Here is a 16,446-nt window from a genome sequence, read left to right as displayed (position 1 = left end):
GTCGGCTTCCCGACAACATCAGGCCTTTCGCAACGCAAGCGATGACAGCGGGACAAAGCCGCGGCCCTTGGGACGCACCGCGTCCTTCAAGACCTTGAACACCCGCTGGTCGAGCGGCGAGGAGGCGGTGAAATCGGCATAGGCCTTTTCGAGATCGGCCTTGGCGCGCAGGAACAGTTCGTCGTCCGACAGGCCGCCCAGGTCTTCGCGGCGCAGGTATTCGCCCATGCGGCGCAGGATATGCAGCCGGGCGACATTCAGCACCGCCGGGTCGTGGTCGACACCGAGGAAGTCGAAGAAATCCTCGGCGGCCGACATCTGCTTCAACGTGTCGATCAGGCTCATGACAGGTCCTCCGATGCGGGGTTGCGGTCCCGGGTCTGGTAATGGGCGAGGCGGGCTTCGAGGAAGTCGATACGGTCGATCAGGGCGGAGATCGCCTCGCCCACCGGATCGGGCATCAGGTGATGTTCGAGGTCGATGCGGCCGTCGATGCGGCGGCGCTCGCCCTCGGGGCGGACGATGCGGCCGGGAATGCCGACAACGGTCATGCCCGGCGGGACGTCCTCCATCACGACGGCATTGGCGCCGACCCGGGCGCCCCGGCCGACGGTGATGGGCGACAGGATCTTGGCCCCGGCGCCGACCAGCACGCCGTCCTCCAGCGTCGGATGGCGCCGGCCGGGCGACCAGCTGGTGCCGCCCAGGGTCACGCCGTGATACAGGGTGACGTCATCGCCGATCACCGCGGTCTCGCCGATGACGACGCCGGCGCCATGGTCGATGAACAGGCGCTGGCCGATGGTGGCGCCCGGGTGGATGTCGACATTGGTCATGAATCGTCCGAACCACGACAGAAGCCGGGCCGGAAAGCGCACCCCGGCCCGCCACAGGCGGTGGGATACCCGGTGGATCATCACCGCGTGAACCCCCGGATAGGTACAGAGGATTTCGAGGCCGAAGCGGGCGGCCGGGTCGCGCGCCTTCACGCAGGCGATATCCTGCCGCCAGCTGGTGAGAAGACCGGGCGCGCGCGGTTGCATGGTGTCGGGGATGGCGGTGATGTCCACCATCACTCCGCCCCCATCAATACGCCCGGGCGGGCGCAATGGGCGTAGATTTCGAGAAGTTCGTTGTTACCGACGGTGCGTTTGGTCCGGCTGGCCTTTTCACGGACTTCGGCAAGGACGGCGCGGGCGCGGCATTCGTCGGCGGCAAGGCCAAGGCCGGACAGCGCGGCGAAGACGGCGGACAGGCCCGAATGCTTGCCAAGGACGATTTCCCGCCGCCGCCCGAAGCGGGCGGGGGACAGGGCTTCATAGGTCGCCGGGTCCTGCAGCAGGCCGTGGACATGGATGCCGGATTCATGGGTGAAGACGCCCGCGCCGACGATGGATTTGGCGGTCGGGATCGGCCGGCACGAGGCGGCGGCGACGATATCGGCGAGGCCCTGCAACCGGGCGAGGTCGACGCCGGTGCGCCGGCCTTGCGTCTGGGCAAGGGCGGCGACCACTTCTTCGAGGGCGGCATTGCCCGCCCGCTCGCCAAGGCCGAGCACGCAGACCGAGGCGTGGTTGGCCCCGCCCTGTACCGCCGCCAGCGTGTTGGCGGTGGCAAGGCCGAGGTCGTCATGGCCATGGAACTCGATCTCGAGGTCGCTTTCGGCGCAGAGCCGGCGGGTGACCGCATAGGTCGCGAAGGGATCGAGAATGCCCAGCGTATCGGCGAAGCGGAAGCGATGGGCGCCCGCTTCTTCGGCGACCTGCATCGCGGTGCAGACGAAGCCAAGGTCGGCCCGGCTCGCGTCCTCGCCGCCCATGGCGACCTCGAGCCCGAGGTCGCGGGCATAGCGGATCACCCGGTCGATCCGGCGCAGCACGTCGGCCCGGTCGCTGTGATATTTCGCCCTGATCTGCAGATCGGAAAGCGGAACCGACAGGTTCACGCGCGACAACCCGGTGCGCAGGGCGGCGTCGACATCCGCCTCGGTCATGCGGCACCAGGCGATGGCCTCGGCATGGGACAGGGTTTCGGCGACGGCGGCGATCGAGTCGATCTCGGCGCTGCCCATGGCCGGGGTGCCGGCCTCGATCTCGTCGACGCCGGCCTCGTCGAGGGCGCGGGCGATCGCCAGCTTCTCCTCGAGGGTGAAGGCGACGCCGGGGGCCTGTTCGCCATCACGCAGGGTGGTGTCATTGATGACGACGGCGGGAAGATGCGCGGGGGTCATGGCACTCTCTCCTCTCGAGGTCAGGCGTAGGTCGGGTTGAAGGCGGTGTCCGCCGCTGCCTTGGCCGCGCCCTTGTCCTTCCAGAACGGCGAGAGCGAGCGCAGGTTGGCGATGATGCCGGGCATCACCTCGAGCACGCGGTCCACATCCTCCTCGCCATTCTCGCGCGAGAAGGAGAAGCGGATGGCGCCATGGGCGGCGGTATAGGGCACCTTCATGGCGCGGAGGACATGCGAGGGTTCGAGCGAGCCCGAGGTGCAGGCCGAGCCCGAGGAGGCGGCGATGCCCGCCCGGTTGAGCAGGAGCAGGATCGCCTCGCCCTCGATGAATTCGAAGGCAACATTGGCGGTATTGGGCAGACGGTGATCGGTATCGCCGGTCACGAAACTGTTGCCGATCCGCTGCAACAGACCCTGTTCCAGCCGGTCACGCAGGGCCTTCACCCTGGTCTGTTCGTCGCTCATATGGGCGAGGGCGAGTTCCGCCGCCTTGCCGAGGCCGATGATGGCCGGGGCGTTCTCGGTGCCGGCGCGACGGCCCCGCTCCTGATGGCCACCCCGGATCATCGGGCGCAGGCGCACGCCCTTGCGGACATAAAGCGCGCCGATGCCCTTTGGTCCGTGCAGCTTGTGGCCCGACAGCGACAGCATGTCGATCTCGGTCGATTTCAGGTCGATGGGCAATTTGCCCACGGCCTGCACCGCGTCGGTGTGGAACAGGGCGCCGGCCTCATGGGCCATTTCGGCCAGGCGTTCCACCGGGAACAGGGTGCCGGTCTCGTTGTTGGCCCACATGATCGAGACGATGGCGGTCTTCGGCCCCAGCGCCTTGCGATAGGCCTCGACATCGAGGCGGCCCTTGGCATCGACCGGGATGCGGTGGACGGTCACGCCCTTGTGCTTTTCCAGCCAGTCGCACAGCGCGAGGATCGCCGGATGTTCCACGACCGAGGTGATCACCTCGCTCCGCCCGACCTGGGTTTCGAGCGCGGACAGAATGGCGGTATTGTCGGATTCCGTGCCGCCCGAGGTATAGACGATCTCGTGATCGTGCTCGGCGCCCAGCAGCTCCTGCAACTGCCGCCGCGCCGTCTTCAGCGCCCCGCCGACCGAGGCACCGAAGGCGTGCATGGAGGAGGCATTGCCGAACTGCTCGGTGAAGAAGGGCAGCATGGCGGCGACGGCGGCCGGATCGACCCGGGTGGTGGCATTGTTGTCGAGATAGACGGGACGCATGGCGATCTCCCTTCCCCGGCTCAGACCGGAATGACGCGCAGCGGCTGGCCCAGCTTTTCGATCAGCCGTTCCTGCACGCCGTTCACCGTGACGCTGGCCATCTGGCAGCCGATGCAGGCACCCGACAGTTTCACCAGCACCCGGTCGCCCTCGACATCGACCAGTTCGCAGTCGCCGCCGTCCTGGCGCAGGAAGGGGCGCAGGCCCTCGATCGCTTCCTCGATCAGGCGGATGCGCTGGAGATTGGTCAGCTTCGGCCGGGCCACCGGCTCCAGCTTGATGGCGAGGGGGGACTTGCCGGTCTTCGGCCGCCGCACCGCGCGCAGCGCCTGGCTGGGGTCGAAAGCCTCGGCGGCGTCGAGCAGGCCTTCGGCGACCATCGCCGCGTTGGTCTTGGCCAGAACCTCTTCGATCCCCTCGATGCAGGTGGCGCAGGAGCCGCCCGCCTTGGTGAAATGGGTGACCTGTTCGAGGGTGGTCAGGGCATTGTTGCGCACCGCGCGCTCGATCATGCCTTCGTCGACGCCGAAGCACTTGCAGACAAGGGCGCCTTCCTCGTGGTCGTCCTCCCACGCCTCGCCCCGGTAGTTGGCGACGGCGGCGCGCAGGGCTTCGTAACCCATGACGGAGCAGTGCATCTTCTCGGGCGGCAGGCCGCCGAGGAAGTCGGCGATATCCTGATTGGTCAGCTTCAGGGCTTCGTCGATGGTCTTGCCGATGATCAGCTCGGTCAGGGCCGAGGACGAGGCGATGGCCGAGCCGCAGCCGAAGGTCTGGAACTTGGCGTCGGTGATCACATCGGTCGCGGGATCGACCTTGATCATCAGGCGCAGCGCGTCACCGCAGGAGATGGCGCCGACGTCGCCGATGCCGCTGGCGTTTTCCATCACGCCCGCGTTCTTCGGATTGTAGAAGTAATCCTGGACCTTTTCGCTGTATTCCCACATGGCCCGTCTCCTCAGCCGAAGGACTTGCCGCAGGAGCACTGCGACGTCGCCTGGGGGTTGTCGAAGGTGAAGCCCGAACCTTCGAGGGCGACGACGAAGTCGATCGTCGTGCCTTCGATCACCGGCTTGCTCTTCTCGTCGATGAAGACCTTCACGCCGTCCTGCTCGGTCACGATGTCGCCCGGCTCCGAAGCCGAGACGAGGCCCATCATGTATTTGAAGCCGGCGCAGCCGCCCGCCTCCACCATCACGCGCAGGCCCTCGACCGGCTCGGTCGAGCCCGAGATCGCGGTGCGCACGGCATTCACGGCACTTTCGGTCAGATGGATCATGGCGATGTTCCCCAAATGTGGACTGGTGGGGACATCGCAAGCCCCGTGCCAAACGGCATCGTGTTGATTTATAATAGGTTTTGCCGATTGGCTGATTGTCGGCTTTATGCCTTTGTCGGGTTTCCGACAGGGGCGGGATGCGACAGCCGCTCAAAAGTAACCCCGGCCTTTCCCGGGGCTGAGGGGAAAGGCCGGGGCCGGCCGCGGGTATCTGGGGATCGGGAACCCCGCGGGTCTCGTCAGGCGCTGGCGCGGCTCTCCATCTCGCGGCGGCTGCGCGCCATCAGGCTTTCACCGTCCTCGGTGCCGAAGCAGGTCTCGAAATCGTCGCATTCGCTGCGGCTCGGCGCCGTGCACAGGCGATAGCCCTCGTCGCGGCAGATCATGCGGTAGAGGAATTTCTTCCACTTCATGTCGCTGGAATTCTTGCGCGACAGCGGCTCGAAATGCCGCTCCATCAGCCAGGACAGCTCCCGCCGGTTGCGCAGGCCCAGGTCCTGCCACAGGTGGTTCGGCCGCTGCACGCGCCGCGCCAGCATGGACGCGAGGGCATATTCGAGCGGGCTGCCGTCGGTCGCGCAGCGCAGCAGCAGGTCGCGCAGGCAAGCCTCGTCGTCCGGCAGCACGATGTCCGACAAGGGGAAGCGCTCGAACTGCGGCCGCGTCGCCGGGAACACGGCGTCGACGAGGGCGAGCAACTCCGCCTCGCCAAGGCCGATGCGCTCGCTCGGCAGGACCTTGTCGTGCAAGGCCTCGGCCAGGGAGAGCGAGAGGATGGACGCGACGACATGGGCATCGAAGGCTTCGCAGGCCGGACGGCCGCCGGCCCCCATCAGCCAGTCATAGAGATCCTGTGCGTTCATCGCCGCCTCCCCGTCAGGCCGCGCCATGGCTTTGGCAGTTGGTCGGACAGACCCGGGCGCAGGCACCGCAACCGACGCAGGCCCCGGCGTCGACGAGGGCCATCACCTTGCGCTCGATGTCGTCCTCGTCCGGGTCGACCATCTCGCCCTCGTCGGTCACGCCCATCAGGGTCATCACGCCCCGGCCGCAGACCTTGTAGCAGCGGCCGCAACCGATGCAGAGCTTGGCGTCGATGGCGAGCAGATAGTCCGGCGTCCAGGCGCGGCCGTCGCGTGTCTGCGCTTGCATGGCAATCGTCCTTCTCAGGCGGTTTCGCGTTGCTTCAGCTCGGCCCGCTTGGCCTCGAGGGTGCTGAAGGCGTCGAGGGCACGGGCCGCGACCTCGGGAATCTGCTGCCAGTTGACCGGCAGATCCTCGGACAGGTCGTGCAGGTCCATCTTGGCCTTTACCGCCTTGGCCGAGAGTTTCTTCAGCTCGGCTTTCAGACTGTCGATATCGGTCATGGCTGTCCTCCCTCAGATTTTGGCGACGTCGGGATGGGTCTCGATCAGGGCGATGGCCTGATCGACCGCCTTCATGCCCTCGGCCGCCAGCGTCTCGAAATCCTCGAAGCCGAAACGATGGACGTCCCGCAGGGACTTGGAAAAGGCGACCAGCCGGCCGACCAGCAGGACGACGCGGCCGAAGCCTTCATGGCTGATCTTCATCATCGGACTGGCCATCAGGCCGCAACGCTTCTCGATGGTCAGGCCGACCGCCTTGTAGAATTTTTCCACCCGGTCGATGGTGTCGGGATCGGGATCGGCCATCATGGGCATGGCGCGCTTCTCGGCGCGCGTCACGATGAAATCCTCGATCAGGCGGGCGTCGCTGCGCTTTTCCCAGGCACCGTAACTGTCCTCGGCCCGGATCAGGCTGACCAGGCTCTGAAGGAAGGGGCTGTCGAAGGCGTCGGCGGGTGTTTCGGCAAGGGCGGTCATGGTCAATCCTCCTCGTCCAGGAAATCCATCGAGCGTTCCTGCTGCGCCATCATCACCTTGCGCAGCCAGGGCGGCGGGTTGCCGGCCATCATGGTCTGGACCTTGGCGATCACCGTCTCGATCGGCTCGGGCGCCGACAGTTTCACCGGATGGATGCGGGCGTTCACCACCTTGACCGCCGACGGCCCGCCGATGGCGAGGCAGAACAGCAGGTTGCAGCCGCGCAGGGCATCGACCTTGGGGCCGATGCGGTCATCGCCTTCGTTCCGATGCTTGCCGGATTCATCCGAGACGGTGCCGAATTCGACCGCCTCGACGAAGCGGCTTTCCAGCGGGGTCACGTCGTAGACGGCGAATTTCTTCGCCGAGCCGAAATGGGCGTTCAGGGCTTTCATGTCCTGCGTCGCGATGGCGATGCGCAGGCGCGGCACGCTGTCCGTTACCGGCACGGGTTCGGTCTCAACAAGTTGCAGTCGGCGCATGGGTTGTTTCCCCCTTGAGCGACGCGGGCACGGGCGCCAGCACGTCAGCGAAATCGGCCGGGCGCTTTTCGGGCCGCGCGGCGATGAAGAGATTGGCGATGTCGACGATCAGGTCGCGGGTGCCGCGATAGAGGATGGTGCAGCGGTGCTGCGCCCCCAGCCGGTCGAAGATCGGAAAGCCCGCCCGGTAATGCGGCAGGCCGAGGCGCTCCGCCGCCTGACGGCCATGGGCATGGGTGACCAGCAGCTCTGCCCCGTTGGCGGCGGCCGCGGCCTCGAAATCGGCGAGATCGCCGACGATCACCTCGTCCGACGGGATATCGGCGAGGGCGGGCGAATTGCCGGTCGAGGCGACGGCGACGACGACTTCCGAACCGAGACCGCCGAAGAACAGGGCAAGGCCGTGCAGCAGATCCGGGTCGGCGGCGATGGCGACGCGCCGGTCGCCGAAATGGAAATGGCCGTCCAGCATGACGTCCAGCAGCTGAGACCGCCGCCGTTTCACACTGGCCGGCACCGGCTGGCCCGAAAGGTGGGACAGCAGGGTGATCAGGCTGTCGGTAGGGGCAAGGCCGGTCAGGCTGGCGAACAGCGTGGTCGGCACGCCGGTCAGGCCCTGCAGCGCCTCGGCGGGCGCGCGCATGTGGTGGCCGATGGCGATCGTGTGCAGGGCCCGGCCCATCTCGGCGATGTCGCCCAGCCTCGTGCCGCCGCTGGTCGGCCCGGAATAGGCATCGTTCACGTGGCCGTCGAGCGAGCCGGAGACATCGGGCAAGACGACGGCGGTGAAACCGAAGGCGGCGATCGTCTCGCGGAGTTCCTCGATATCGGCCGAGGTCAGGTGAACGCCGGGCAGCACATTGATCTGGCGCAAGGGGTTGTCGCGCCGGTCGCCGGGCGTGACCAGGGCCTCGATCATGGCGGTGACCGCCTTCGACCAGCCGTCCTCCAGCGCGCCCGCGAAATCGGGGGTGGAGGCGAGGACGATCTTCGTTTCCGCCAGTTCGTCGCGCCGGGCGATGATGCCTTGCAGGTCGCCGACGAAATCCTCGCCCCGCGTCTCGACTAGGGCGGTGGTCGCGATGCCGACGAATTTCGGCTTCATGCGCTTGGTCAGGTTGATCAGCGCCTCTTCCAGATGATCGGCGCCGCCAAGCACGGTCGAGACTTCGTCGATCGCCGTCGTCTGCAGCGGCATGTCTTCCTTGAAGTGCCGGACCGCGAGGGTGAGGGCGAAGGAGGTGCAGCCCTGACTGCCGTGGAACAGCGGCACCGCGCCGTCGATGCCGAGATAGGCCAGCGCCGCCCCCATGGGCGCGGACGATTTCAGCGGATTGACCGACAGGTTCTTCTTGGGGATGCGGATGGTTGCCATGTCAGCCTCCCTCAAACGCGCCGGGGTTCGATTTCGGCGAAGGGGAAGGCGGCATTCGGCAGGTCCCAGGGCGCCGGCCGGTTGATGTCGCGCCATACCGGGTTGTGCAACGACTTGGCCAGCTCCCGCACCAGGGTGACCATGCCGTCGTAACCACCGAAGGCGTGGTGGCGTTCCTGATTGATGTCGAGCCAGGGCACCTTGGCCTTCAGGGCGACGAACTGGCTCTTGCCGCCGGACAGCAGGATATCGGCATCGCCGCGCTTCAGCTGGGCGTACATCTCGCGGGGCGGCACGCTTTCGACCATATGGGGGTCTTCCATGATGGCCTTGACCCGTTCCTTGTCCTCCTCGGTCGATTTCCGGACCGAGGTGTAGACGATCTCCATGCCGATTTCCTGAAGGGCGGCGACGATGGACCAGGACTTCACGCCGCCGGTATAAAGCATCACGCGCTTGCCCTTCAGCTCGTCCCGCCAGGGCTCGATGCGGGACCAGGCATGGGCCTCCTCGCGGGCGATCAGGGCTTCCGTCCGCGCGATCAGATCGGCGGGCGCGCCGCGTTCCACGAGGAGGCGCGCGGTGGTGCGCAGCGTCGCGCTCATGTCGGAAATGCCGTAGAAGGAACATTCGAAATAGGGGATGCCCCAGCGCTCCTCCATCTTCCGCGCGACATTGATCAGCGCGGTGGAGCAGACCATCAGGTTCACCCGGGCGCGGTGCGCCGTGGCGATCTCCTCGTAACGTCCGTCGCCCGACATGCAGGACAGCACGCGGATGCCCAGCGCCTCGAACAGCGGCTTGATCTGCCACAGTTCGCCCGAGAGATTGTATTCGCCGATGATGTTGATGTCGCAGGGCGTGGTGAATTCCGGCTCGCGCGTGCCGATGACATGGTCGAGCAGCGCCTCCCCGGCCAGCTTGTTGCCGAGGTTCTTGGAGCCGGCGAAACCGGGTGCGTTCACGGGGATGCAGGGCGTGCCGAATTTCTCGCTGGCGTGGCGGCAGACGGCGTCGATGTCGTCACCGATGGTCGCCGGCACGCAGGTCTGATAGACGAAGACGGCGGGCGGCGCATATTGCGCGATGGCATCCTTGATCGCGCGGTACAGGCGCTTCTCGCCATTGCCCATGACGATGTCGAGTTCGGAAAGGTCGGTGGTGAAGGAGACGCGATAGGTCTTCTGCCCTGACGAGGCAGAGTTCCGATTGTCCCAGGAATTGCCCTCGCAGGCGAGGGGGCCGTGGATCAGGTGGACGACATCGGTGATCGGCTGCAGGGCGATCTTGGCGCCGTCGAAGGCGCAGCCGCCGGCGGCCGCGCCGGGGGTCAGCGGCTTGGAGCAGCCCTTCTTCTTCGCCTTCGCGTCCTTGGCCGCGTTCTTGTCGCAGCCCGGCTCGTTGAAGACATCGGCGATCTTGGCTTTCAAGGCGTCGCTCATGATCCTGCTCCTGTCGTTGTTGCCGCTCTCCACCGAAAGGGGGCGTCGCCCCGGCGCGGGCCGGGGCGACGTTGCTCGTTACCGCGTCAGGTCGTAGGAATAGTCGGTGACGCCGGCCTCGATGGTCTCGCTGTCGAGCTTGTCGAAGATCTTGTCGAGCAGCGTGACGAGGACCCGCAGGCCGCCCTGATAGCCCCAGACCGGGAAACGGTGGTGGTGGTGACGGTCGAAGATCGGGAAGCTGAGCCGGATCAACGGGGTGTCCAGGTCGCGTTCCAGATATTTCGCGTAGGAACTGCCGATCATCAGATCGACCGGCTCGGTCGCCATCAGCGAGCGCAGGTGCCACAGGTCCTTGCCGCCCCAGGCCTTGCAGCCGGCGCCGTAGGGGCTGGAGGCGAAGAGCTCCGCCATCTGGGCTTCCCAGGCCTTGTTGCCGTTGGTGGCGAGGCAATGCTTCGGCTCGCCGCCGGTCTCGAGGATGAAGCGGGCCATGGCGTAGACGAAGTCCGGATCGCCAAAGATCGCATAGGTCTTGCCGTGGAGATAGGCCTGGCTGTCGGCCATGGCGTCGATCAGACGGCCGCGTTCTTTGGTCAGTTCTTCCGGGACTTCCTTGCCGCTAATCTCGGAGACCTTCATCAGGAATTCGTCGGTGCCGGCGATGCCCATCGGATAATGGAACGAGGCGGTTTCCTGGCCGAGGCTGGCGGCATATTCCAGCGACTTGATCGAGCAGTATTCCTGCATCGACAGGGTCGCCTTGGCGTTCAGCGCGGCTTTGGCGGCGTCGATGGTGGTGCCGCCGTCATACATGCGGTACTCGCCGTCCGACGGGGTGTCGAACTGGTCGGCGACGTCGGACAGGATGGTGTAGTCGACACCCATCAGGTCCAGCATCCGCTTCAGTTCGCGGTTGTTGCCGACGGCGAAACCGTCGAAGCCGGGAACGATGTTGATCGAGGTGCCCGGGTTACACTCCTGGCCCTTCCAGAAGTGCTCGAGGATGCCCTTCAGCATGTTGTCGTAGCCGGTGACATGGCTGCCGACGAAGGCCGGGGTATGGGCGAAGGGAACGTCGAAATCCTGCGGGACCGAGCCCTTGTTCTTGGCGTTCTGGATGAAGGATTGCAGGTCGTCGCCGATCACTTCCGCCATGCAGGTGGTCGAGACCGCGATCATCTTCGGGTCATAGAGCGCGTAGGTGTTGGCGAGGCCGTCGATCATGTTGTTCAGGCCGCCGAACACCGCCGCGTCCTCGGTCATCGACGAGGAGACCGCCGAACACGGCTCCTTGAAGTGACGCGACAGGTGCGAGCGGTAATAGGCGACGCAGCCCTGCGAGCCATGGACGAAGCTCATGGTCTTCTCGAAGCCGGCGGCGACGAAGACGGCGCCCAGCGGCTGGCAGGCCTTGGCCGGGTTCACGGTCAGGGCTTCGCGGGCGAAATTCTTCTCGCGGTATTCCCACGACTTGGTCCAGTCCGCGGTCTTCTGCACGACGTCGTCCGCCGGCATGTTCTCGAACAGGGCCTTCTTCTTCGCGAGCATTTCCCGATATTCGGGTTCGCGGAACAGCGGTGCGTGGTCGAGCACCTTTTCAGCGGACTGGGGCATGGGTCAGTTCCTTGTCTGGTCTGGGGGGCGGGGCGGCCCGAAGGCACGCCCCGCGGTCTTCCGGTTCAGGCAGCCTTGGTCCAGGGGGCCTTGAACAGGCCCCAGACCGGGTTGTTGATCGCGAGGTCCATGTCGCGCGCGAAGATGGCGAAGCCGTCGTAGCCGTGATAGGGGCCCGAGTAATCCCACGAGTGCATCTGACGGAACGGGATGCCCATCTTCTGCACCGGGTATTTTTCCTTGATGCCCGAGCCGACCAGGTCGGGGCGGATGTTCTCGATGAACTTCTCGAGCTCGTAGCCGGTCACGTCGTCATAGATCAGGGTGCCGTCCTTCACGTAGTGGCCGGTGCGCTTGTAGTCGTCGCCATGGGCGAATTCATAGCCCGTGCCGGCGATCTGCATCCCGAGGTCCTCGTAGGCGGTGATGACATGGCGGGGGCGCAGGCCGCCGACATAGAGCATGACCGACTTGCCTTCGAGACGCGGGCGGTACTTGGCGATCACGGCATCGACCAGCGGCTGGTACTTGGCGATGACCTTTTCGGCGTTTTCCTTGATCGTCTCGTCGAACTGCGCCGCGATGGCGCGCAGCGAGGCGGCGATCTGCGAGGGACCGAAGAAGTTATATTCGATCCATGGAATATTATACTTCTCTTCCATGTGCCGGCAGATGTAGTTCATCGAGCGATAGCAGTGGATGAGATTGAGCTTGGCCTTCGGCGCGCGCTCCATCTCGGCCAGGGTCGCGTCGCCCGACCAGTTGCCGACCACGCGCAGGCCCATCTCCTCGAGGAGGATGCGCGAGGCCCAGGCGTCGCCGCCGATGTTGTAGTCGCCGATGACGTTGACGTCATAGGGGCCGGCCTCGAACTCGACATCCTTCTTGTCGAAGACCCAGTCGCGGATCGCGTCATTGGCGATATGGTGGCCGAGCGACTGGGAAACACCGCGAAAACCCTCGCAGCGCACGGGCACGATGGTCTTGCCGGTTTCCTTGTTCTTCTTGCGCGCGACCGCTTCGATATCGTCGCCGATCAGGCCGATCGGGCATTCCGACTGGATCGAGGTGCCTTTGGCCAGCGGGAACAGCTCGTCGATCTCGTCGATGATCTTTTCCAGCTTCTTGTCGCCGCCGAAGACGATGTCCTTCTCCTGGAAATCGGAGGTGAACTGCATGGTCACGAAGGTGTCCACGCCGGTCTTGCCGATATAGTAGTTGCGGCGCTGGGACCAGGAATACTGGCCGCAGCCGACCGGGCCATGGCTGATGTGGACCATGTCCTTGACCGGGCCCCAGACCACGCCCTTGGAACCTGCATAGGCGCAGCCGCGGATGGTCATCACGCCGGGGACCGACTTGATGTTGGATTTGACGTCGCATTCCGTCAGCGGCTCGGCGGCCTCTTCGCCCTCGACGGTCTTGGCGACCGAGAGGTGCTTGGCGCGGCGCTTGCGGGACTTGTCGGGGTAGGCTTCCAGCACCTCCTCGATGAGGCGGGCATGGAATTCCGAATCGTTTTCATAATCGAGGCTCATGATGCCCTCCTTGGTGCCGGATCGTGCCCCCGGCCACCCTGTGGCGGCCGGGGATGTCACTGGTTACTGCGCGGCGGCGGCCTTCTTGGCCGCTTCCTTGGCAGCGAGTTCGGCGAGCTGCTGTTCCTCGGTCTTCATGATGCCGAAGTCGAGGAGCATGTCTTCCAGCTCTTCCATGGTGATCGGGGTGGGGACGGTGCCCTGGCCCGAGTTGGCATGGATCTTCTGGGCGAGCTGGCGGTACTCGGCGGCCTGCTGGCTGTCCGGGGCGTACTGGATCACCGTCTGGCGGCGCAGCTCGGCGTGCTGCACGATATTGTCGCGCGGCACGAAATGGATCAGCTTGGAGTTCAGGCGCTTGGCCAGGGCTTCGGCGAGGTCGAGCTCGCGGTCGGTCTGGCGCTCGTTGCAGATCAGCCCGCCGAGGCGCACGCCGCCGGAATGGGCGTATTTCAGGATGCCCTTGGCGATGTTGTTGGCGGCATAGAGCGCCATCATCTCGCCCGACATCACGATGTAGATTTCCTGGGCCTTGTTCTCGCGGATCGGCATGGCGAAGCCGCCGCAGACCACGTCGCCGAGCACGTCGTAGGAGACGTAATCGACATCGTCATAGGCGCCGTTCTCCTCGAGGAAGTTGATCGAGGTGATGACGCCGCGGCCGGCACAGCCGACGCCCGGTTCCGGACCGCCGGACTCGACGCATTTGATGCCCTTGTAGCCGAGCTTCAGCACGTCCTCGAGTTCCAGGTCCTCGACCGAACCGGCTTCGGCGGCGAGCGACAGGACGGTGTCCTGGGCCTTGGAATTCAGAATGAGGCGGGTCGAATCCGCCTTGGGGTCGCAGCCGACGATGAGGATCTTCTGACCCATCTCGACCAGCGCGGCGAGGGTGTTCTGGGAAGTGGTGGACTTGCCGATGCCCCCCTTCCCGTAGAACGCGATCTGACGAAGTGCGCTCATGTTCGTATCCTGTCTCGTTCGGGAATGATCACGCGGGCATCTCGCCTCGCATTCCCTTCTTTGCACGGGGCGTGCCAAGTGCCGTTCAGGGTAAAAAAATATTGAAAATCAATATGTTATGTCGGGTTGGCGGCTTGTGGCGGGGCCCGACACCGCTGTTGCAACCCCGACAAAATCCGACAGGCCTGTCGGGTCGGTCGCCGGGCCGCGCGTAATGCTCCGGGTGACGGGCGGCTGTCCCTCGAAAACAGAAATCCCGGCGTCGCCGCCGGGATTTCCAGGTCTCGCCCTGACGATGGGGTCAGGCGACGAGTTCGCTCACGAAATCGGCGAGACTGCCGCCAATGGGGGTGATGCCTTGTCCGCGCAGGAAGCGGATTTCATTCCGGGTCAGTTCGGTGTCGCCCATGACGACGAAATGGGGCCCGCGGCTGCGCTTCATGATCTGTCGGGCATAGGTGCGCAGCAGCTGGTCGTGGAAGCGGCAGCCAAGGAACAGGAAGCCGCGGCCCTGCCGACGCAGTTTCACCGCGTCAGGGATCGGGTTCTGGATGTCGATCTCGGTCAGGACCTCGACATAGTCGCTGTCGGCCAGCAGGAAATTGCCGACAGGCGCGATGGCGCCATGGGGTTTGTACAGGAGGGTGGCCCAGCCCCCGGCGTTCACCACCGGCGTTTCCGCGCCCTTGCGGTCATAGGCGCGGAACCAGCGGTCCTCGCCGATGCCGGCGCGCGTGATGCCCTGGATTTCGCCCCAGTCGAGCACGTCCTCCATGGCGGCGCGCATGGCGCCGTCGTACCAGCTGTCGACGATCAGCGGCAGATGCAGGCCGGCCAGGAAGCGGTGCAGCGGCCCGGGCGCGACCGGCGCGGCGAAAATCTCGCGCAGCAGCGCGTCGAGGCTGGAGCGGTGCCGGCTGCTCTCGATATATTGGGCGGAGGCCCAGGGGTTGCCGCGGGCCCGTTTCGGCAGGGCGACGCGCTTGCCGAGGGCGGCGGCCAGCGCGTCGTAATCGGTCGGCACGACCGGCGCCGACAGGGCCGCGATGCCGGCGCCGAGGAAGGGCACCAGCCGCTCCTCGGCCAGGCATTTGCGGATGGCGGGCAGCACGCTGGCGCGGTCGGCCAGCGGCAGGGGGGGAACCGCGGCGTTCATGGCTCAATCCTCCCCGCCGCGCTTCTTCGCGTTGATGGTGATCGGCAGGCGGGTATCGGCCGCCATCTCGGGCAGGTCGAGTATCCAGCCGTTGGCGAGGCGGACCCAGCCACCCCACAGCGCCTCGTGCTCGGTCTCGGTCACATGCTCCTCGAGGTCCTTCTTGGGGACATAGACGGACAGGCCCGTGGCGGCCCTGCGGATCATGACTTTCATCGGCCTTGGCCTTCCTTTGGCAGATCGTCGAGGGAAATCAGCTCGCGCCGGCGCATCCCGACGACGATGCCCCGGTCGATGAATTCGACCGCGTAGATATAGTAACGCTGAAGGAACATGCCGATGTCGCGGATGTAACCTTCATCGCCCTTGCGGATCAGGATCTCGCCGACGTCGCGCCCGGCGAAGGTGCCGTCGTTCTTCACGTATTTCGTCGCCCGGACCTTGGTGCCCGGCTTGAAGGCGGGCGGTCCCCGGGTTTCGATCTCTTCTTCGCGGCCAAGGCCCATGATCATTCCTCCCGGGCGGCGAGACGCCGCGTGACGGTTTCGCGGATGAGCGGATCGCTATCGCCCAGAAAGCCGATCAGGCCCTCGACCGGGATGCGCTCGGCGGCGGTGAAACGGACGCGCAGGTCGGCGTCGTCGGCGAAGAGGCCGAGGCGTCTCGGCTCCAGCCGCTCCGCGACCTCCTGGCGGACCATGGGGTCGGCGTCGAAGGCCATGTCGATCAGGCGGTGTTCCGGCAGGCGGCGGGCGACCCAGCGGCGCACCTCCGCTTCCTCGTCCGCCATGGCGGCGGGCAGCAATTCCGGCGGCAGGCGGCGCACGGTGATCAGGCGGACGTAGTAGTCCTCGTCCCCCAGCATATCGAGCAGGGGCTTGCCGCTCAGCCGGCTGGCGACGGCGATGCGCACGCGCCGGTCCGGGTCATGGGCGAGGGGGGCGACACGGCCAGCCGGCAGGCGCAGCGCGGCCATCGCCCGAACTTCCGGCTCCGGATCGGCCAGCAGGGGCGGCAGCCGGAACAGATCGACATATTTCGCCGCGATCGCCCGCACCTCGAAATAAGGATGGTCGAGGTATTGGCCGGCCAGCTCCGGGTGGTCGATGAAGAAGCGCTCGACCCGGCGGGCGCGGCGGTCGCGCACGCAGGTCTTGCCCTTGCGGCAGCGGCCGTCGCGATGCATCGCCTCATGCGGGCACGACCGGCAGGATACCGGCCGGCCCAGCCAGTCGAGCGCCTCGCCCGTCAACTCCCCCGCCAATTCCATGACCGGCCCTCGGGG

General features: G+C 66.0%; 20 protein-coding genes. All 20 read right to left on the bottom strand.

Annotated features, from left to right (window positions below; genetic code table 11):
* Positions 1 to 18: 18 nt before the first annotated feature.
* On the bottom strand, positions 19 to 345 hold the full coding sequence (nifW, locus tag DKG74_RS05415; RefSeq protein WP_109903413.1) for a nitrogenase stabilizing/protective protein NifW: 327 nt from the start codon (positions 343 to 345) through the stop codon (positions 19 to 21).
* Complete coding sequence (gene cysE / locus DKG74_RS05410) at positions 342 to 1,073, bottom strand: serine O-acetyltransferase (RefSeq protein WP_109903411.1); 732 nt, start codon at positions 1,071 to 1,073, stop codon at positions 342 to 344. The genes nifW and cysE overlap by 4 nt, the downstream gene beginning before the upstream one ends.
* On the bottom strand, positions 1,073 to 2,230 hold the full coding sequence (nifV, locus tag DKG74_RS05405) for a homocitrate synthase (RefSeq protein ID WP_109903409.1): 1,158 nt from the start codon (positions 2,228 to 2,230) through the stop codon (positions 1,073 to 1,075). The genes cysE and nifV overlap by 1 nt, the downstream gene beginning before the upstream one ends.
* A 20-nt stretch (positions 2,231 to 2,250) precedes the next feature.
* The gene (nifS, locus tag DKG74_RS05400; RefSeq protein ID WP_109903407.1) at positions 2,251 to 3,465 is read right to left on the bottom strand and encodes a cysteine desulfurase NifS; all 1,215 of its coding nucleotides are present in this window, start codon (positions 3,463 to 3,465) and stop codon (positions 2,251 to 2,253) included.
* A 20-nt stretch (positions 3,466 to 3,485) separates the two neighbouring features.
* Positions 3,486 to 4,412 (bottom strand): Fe-S cluster assembly protein NifU, encoded by a 927-nt coding sequence (gene nifU, locus DKG74_RS05395; RefSeq protein ID WP_109903405.1) that lies wholly within the window; start codon positions 4,410 to 4,412, stop codon positions 3,486 to 3,488.
* An 11-nt stretch (positions 4,413 to 4,423) separates the two neighbouring features.
* Positions 4,424 to 4,744 carry a HesB/IscA family protein gene (locus tag DKG74_RS05390; RefSeq protein WP_109903403.1) on the bottom strand — a complete coding sequence of 107 codons (321 nt, stop codon included), beginning with the start codon at positions 4,742 to 4,744 and terminating at the stop codon, positions 4,424 to 4,426.
* Positions 4,745 to 4,983: 239 nt separating this feature from the next.
* A complete protein-coding gene (locus DKG74_RS05385) occupies positions 4,984 to 5,607 on the bottom strand; it encodes a nitrogen fixation protein NifQ (RefSeq protein WP_109903401.1) in 624 nt (207 codons plus the stop codon).
* Between the two features lie 13 nt (positions 5,608 to 5,620).
* Positions 5,621 to 5,896, bottom strand: coding sequence for a ferredoxin III, nif-specific (gene fdxB, locus DKG74_RS05380; protein WP_109903399.1), 276 nt, complete (start codon positions 5,894 to 5,896; stop codon positions 5,621 to 5,623).
* Between the two features lie 14 nt (positions 5,897 to 5,910).
* On the bottom strand, positions 5,911 to 6,111 hold the full coding sequence (locus DKG74_RS05375) for a CCE_0567 family metalloprotein (RefSeq protein ID WP_109903397.1): 201 nt from the start codon (positions 6,109 to 6,111) through the stop codon (positions 5,911 to 5,913).
* Positions 6,112 to 6,123: 12 nt separating this feature from the next.
* Positions 6,124 to 6,588 carry a NifX-associated nitrogen fixation protein gene (locus DKG74_RS05370; protein WP_109903395.1) on the bottom strand — a complete coding sequence of 155 codons (465 nt, stop codon included), beginning with the start codon at positions 6,586 to 6,588 and terminating at the stop codon, positions 6,124 to 6,126.
* A 2-nt stretch (positions 6,589 to 6,590) separates the two neighbouring features.
* Positions 6,591 to 7,070 (bottom strand): nitrogen fixation protein NifX, encoded by a 480-nt coding sequence (gene nifX, locus DKG74_RS05365; RefSeq protein ID WP_109903393.1) that lies wholly within the window; start codon positions 7,068 to 7,070, stop codon positions 6,591 to 6,593.
* Complete coding sequence (gene nifN, locus DKG74_RS05360; protein ID WP_109903391.1) at positions 7,048 to 8,445, bottom strand: nitrogenase iron-molybdenum cofactor biosynthesis protein NifN; 1,398 nt, start codon at positions 8,443 to 8,445, stop codon at positions 7,048 to 7,050. The genes nifX and nifN overlap by 23 nt, the downstream gene beginning before the upstream one ends.
* Before the next feature lie 11 nt (positions 8,446 to 8,456).
* Entirely contained in the window at positions 8,457 to 9,887 is a 1,431-nt protein-coding gene (gene nifE, locus DKG74_RS05355; RefSeq protein WP_109903389.1) for a nitrogenase iron-molybdenum cofactor biosynthesis protein NifE, read from the bottom strand.
* A 78-nt stretch (positions 9,888 to 9,965) separates the two neighbouring features.
* Positions 9,966 to 11,504: a nitrogenase molybdenum-iron protein subunit beta gene (nifK, locus tag DKG74_RS05350; RefSeq protein WP_109903387.1), complete on the bottom strand. Its 1,539-nt coding sequence runs from the start codon at positions 11,502 to 11,504 to the stop codon at positions 9,966 to 9,968.
* Between the two features lie 65 nt (positions 11,505 to 11,569).
* Positions 11,570 to 13,042: a nitrogenase molybdenum-iron protein alpha chain gene (nifD, locus tag DKG74_RS05345; RefSeq protein ID WP_109903385.1), complete on the bottom strand. Its 1,473-nt coding sequence runs from the start codon at positions 13,040 to 13,042 to the stop codon at positions 11,570 to 11,572.
* Between the two features lie 63 nt (positions 13,043 to 13,105).
* Complete coding sequence (gene nifH, locus DKG74_RS05340; RefSeq protein ID WP_109903383.1) at positions 13,106 to 14,005, bottom strand: nitrogenase iron protein; 900 nt, start codon at positions 14,003 to 14,005, stop codon at positions 13,106 to 13,108.
* Between the two features lie 301 nt (positions 14,006 to 14,306).
* A complete protein-coding gene (locus tag DKG74_RS05335) occupies positions 14,307 to 15,161 on the bottom strand; it encodes an SIR2 family NAD-dependent protein deacylase (protein ID WP_109903381.1) in 855 nt (284 codons plus the stop codon).
* Between the two features lie 3 nt (positions 15,162 to 15,164).
* A complete protein-coding gene (gene nifT / locus DKG74_RS05330) occupies positions 15,165 to 15,377 on the bottom strand; it encodes a putative nitrogen fixation protein NifT (RefSeq protein WP_109903379.1) in 213 nt (70 codons plus the stop codon).
* Entirely contained in the window at positions 15,374 to 15,667 is a 294-nt protein-coding gene (locus DKG74_RS05325) for a nitrogen fixation protein NifZ (RefSeq protein WP_109903377.1), read from the bottom strand. Before DKG74_RS05325 ends, nifT begins: the two co-directional genes overlap by 4 nt.
* Before the next feature lie 2 nt (positions 15,668 to 15,669).
* Positions 15,670 to 16,431: a 4Fe4S-binding leucine-rich repeat protein gene (locus DKG74_RS05320; protein ID WP_109903375.1), complete on the bottom strand. Its 762-nt coding sequence runs from the start codon at positions 16,429 to 16,431 to the stop codon at positions 15,670 to 15,672.
* Positions 16,432 to 16,446: the final 15 nt, after the last annotated feature.

The sequence above is a fragment of the Zavarzinia aquatilis genome (genome assembly GCF_003173035.1).
Classification (GTDB): domain Bacteria; phylum Pseudomonadota; class Alphaproteobacteria; order Zavarziniales; family Zavarziniaceae; genus Zavarzinia; species Zavarzinia aquatilis.
Note: the sequence above shows the minus strand (reverse complement) of the source record. Positions and strands in the feature narration are given on the sequence as shown.

What these genes read in the sequence shown, in the direction of transcription:
- nifW (WP_109903413.1), bottom strand. Translation starts at nt 345, where the DNA reads ATGAGCCTGATCGACACGTTGAAGCAGATGTCGGCCGCCGAGGATTTC.
- cysE (WP_109903411.1), bottom strand. Translation starts at nt 1,073, where the DNA reads ATGGTGGACATCACCGCCATCCCCGACACCATGCAACCGCGCGCGCCC.
- nifV (WP_109903409.1), bottom strand. Translation starts at nt 2,230, where the DNA reads ATGACCCCCGCGCATCTTCCCGCCGTCGTCATCAATGACACCACCCTG.
- nifS (WP_109903407.1), bottom strand. Translation starts at nt 3,465, where the DNA reads ATGCGTCCCGTCTATCTCGACAACAATGCCACCACCCGGGTCGATCCG.
- nifU (WP_109903405.1), bottom strand. Translation starts at nt 4,412, where the DNA reads ATGTGGGAATACAGCGAAAAGGTCCAGGATTACTTCTACAATCCGAAG.
- DKG74_RS05390 (WP_109903403.1), bottom strand. Translation starts at nt 4,744, where the DNA reads ATGATCCATCTGACCGAAAGTGCCGTGAATGCCGTGCGCACCGCGATC.
- DKG74_RS05385 (WP_109903401.1), bottom strand. Translation starts at nt 5,607, where the DNA reads ATGAACGCACAGGATCTCTATGACTGGCTGATGGGGGCCGGCGGCCGT.
- fdxB (WP_109903399.1), bottom strand. Translation starts at nt 5,896, where the DNA reads ATGCAAGCGCAGACACGCGACGGCCGCGCCTGGACGCCGGACTATCTG.
- DKG74_RS05375 (WP_109903397.1), bottom strand. Translation starts at nt 6,111, where the DNA reads ATGACCGATATCGACAGTCTGAAAGCCGAGCTGAAGAAACTCTCGGCC.
- DKG74_RS05370 (WP_109903395.1), bottom strand. Translation starts at nt 6,588, where the DNA reads ATGACCGCCCTTGCCGAAACACCCGCCGACGCCTTCGACAGCCCCTTC.
- nifX (WP_109903393.1), bottom strand. Translation starts at nt 7,070, where the DNA reads ATGCGCCGACTGCAACTTGTTGAGACCGAACCCGTGCCGGTAACGGAC.
- nifN (WP_109903391.1), bottom strand. Translation starts at nt 8,445, where the DNA reads ATGGCAACCATCCGCATCCCCAAGAAGAACCTGTCGGTCAATCCGCTG.
- nifE (WP_109903389.1), bottom strand. Translation starts at nt 9,887, where the DNA reads ATGAGCGACGCCTTGAAAGCCAAGATCGCCGATGTCTTCAACGAGCCG.
- nifK (WP_109903387.1), bottom strand. Translation starts at nt 11,504, where the DNA reads ATGCCCCAGTCCGCTGAAAAGGTGCTCGACCACGCACCGCTGTTCCGC.
- nifD (WP_109903385.1), bottom strand. Translation starts at nt 13,042, where the DNA reads ATGAGCCTCGATTATGAAAACGATTCGGAATTCCATGCCCGCCTCATC.
- nifH (WP_109903383.1), bottom strand. Translation starts at nt 14,005, where the DNA reads ATGAGCGCACTTCGTCAGATCGCGTTCTACGGGAAGGGGGGCATCGGC.
- DKG74_RS05335 (WP_109903381.1), bottom strand. Translation starts at nt 15,161, where the DNA reads ATGAACGCCGCGGTTCCCCCCCTGCCGCTGGCCGACCGCGCCAGCGTG.
- nifT (WP_109903379.1), bottom strand. Translation starts at nt 15,377, where the DNA reads ATGAAAGTCATGATCCGCAGGGCCGCCACGGGCCTGTCCGTCTATGTC.
- DKG74_RS05325 (WP_109903377.1), bottom strand. Translation starts at nt 15,667, where the DNA reads ATGGGCCTTGGCCGCGAAGAAGAGATCGAAACCCGGGGACCGCCCGCC.
- DKG74_RS05320 (WP_109903375.1), bottom strand. Translation starts at nt 16,431, where the DNA reads ATGGAATTGGCGGGGGAGTTGACGGGCGAGGCGCTCGACTGGCTGGGC.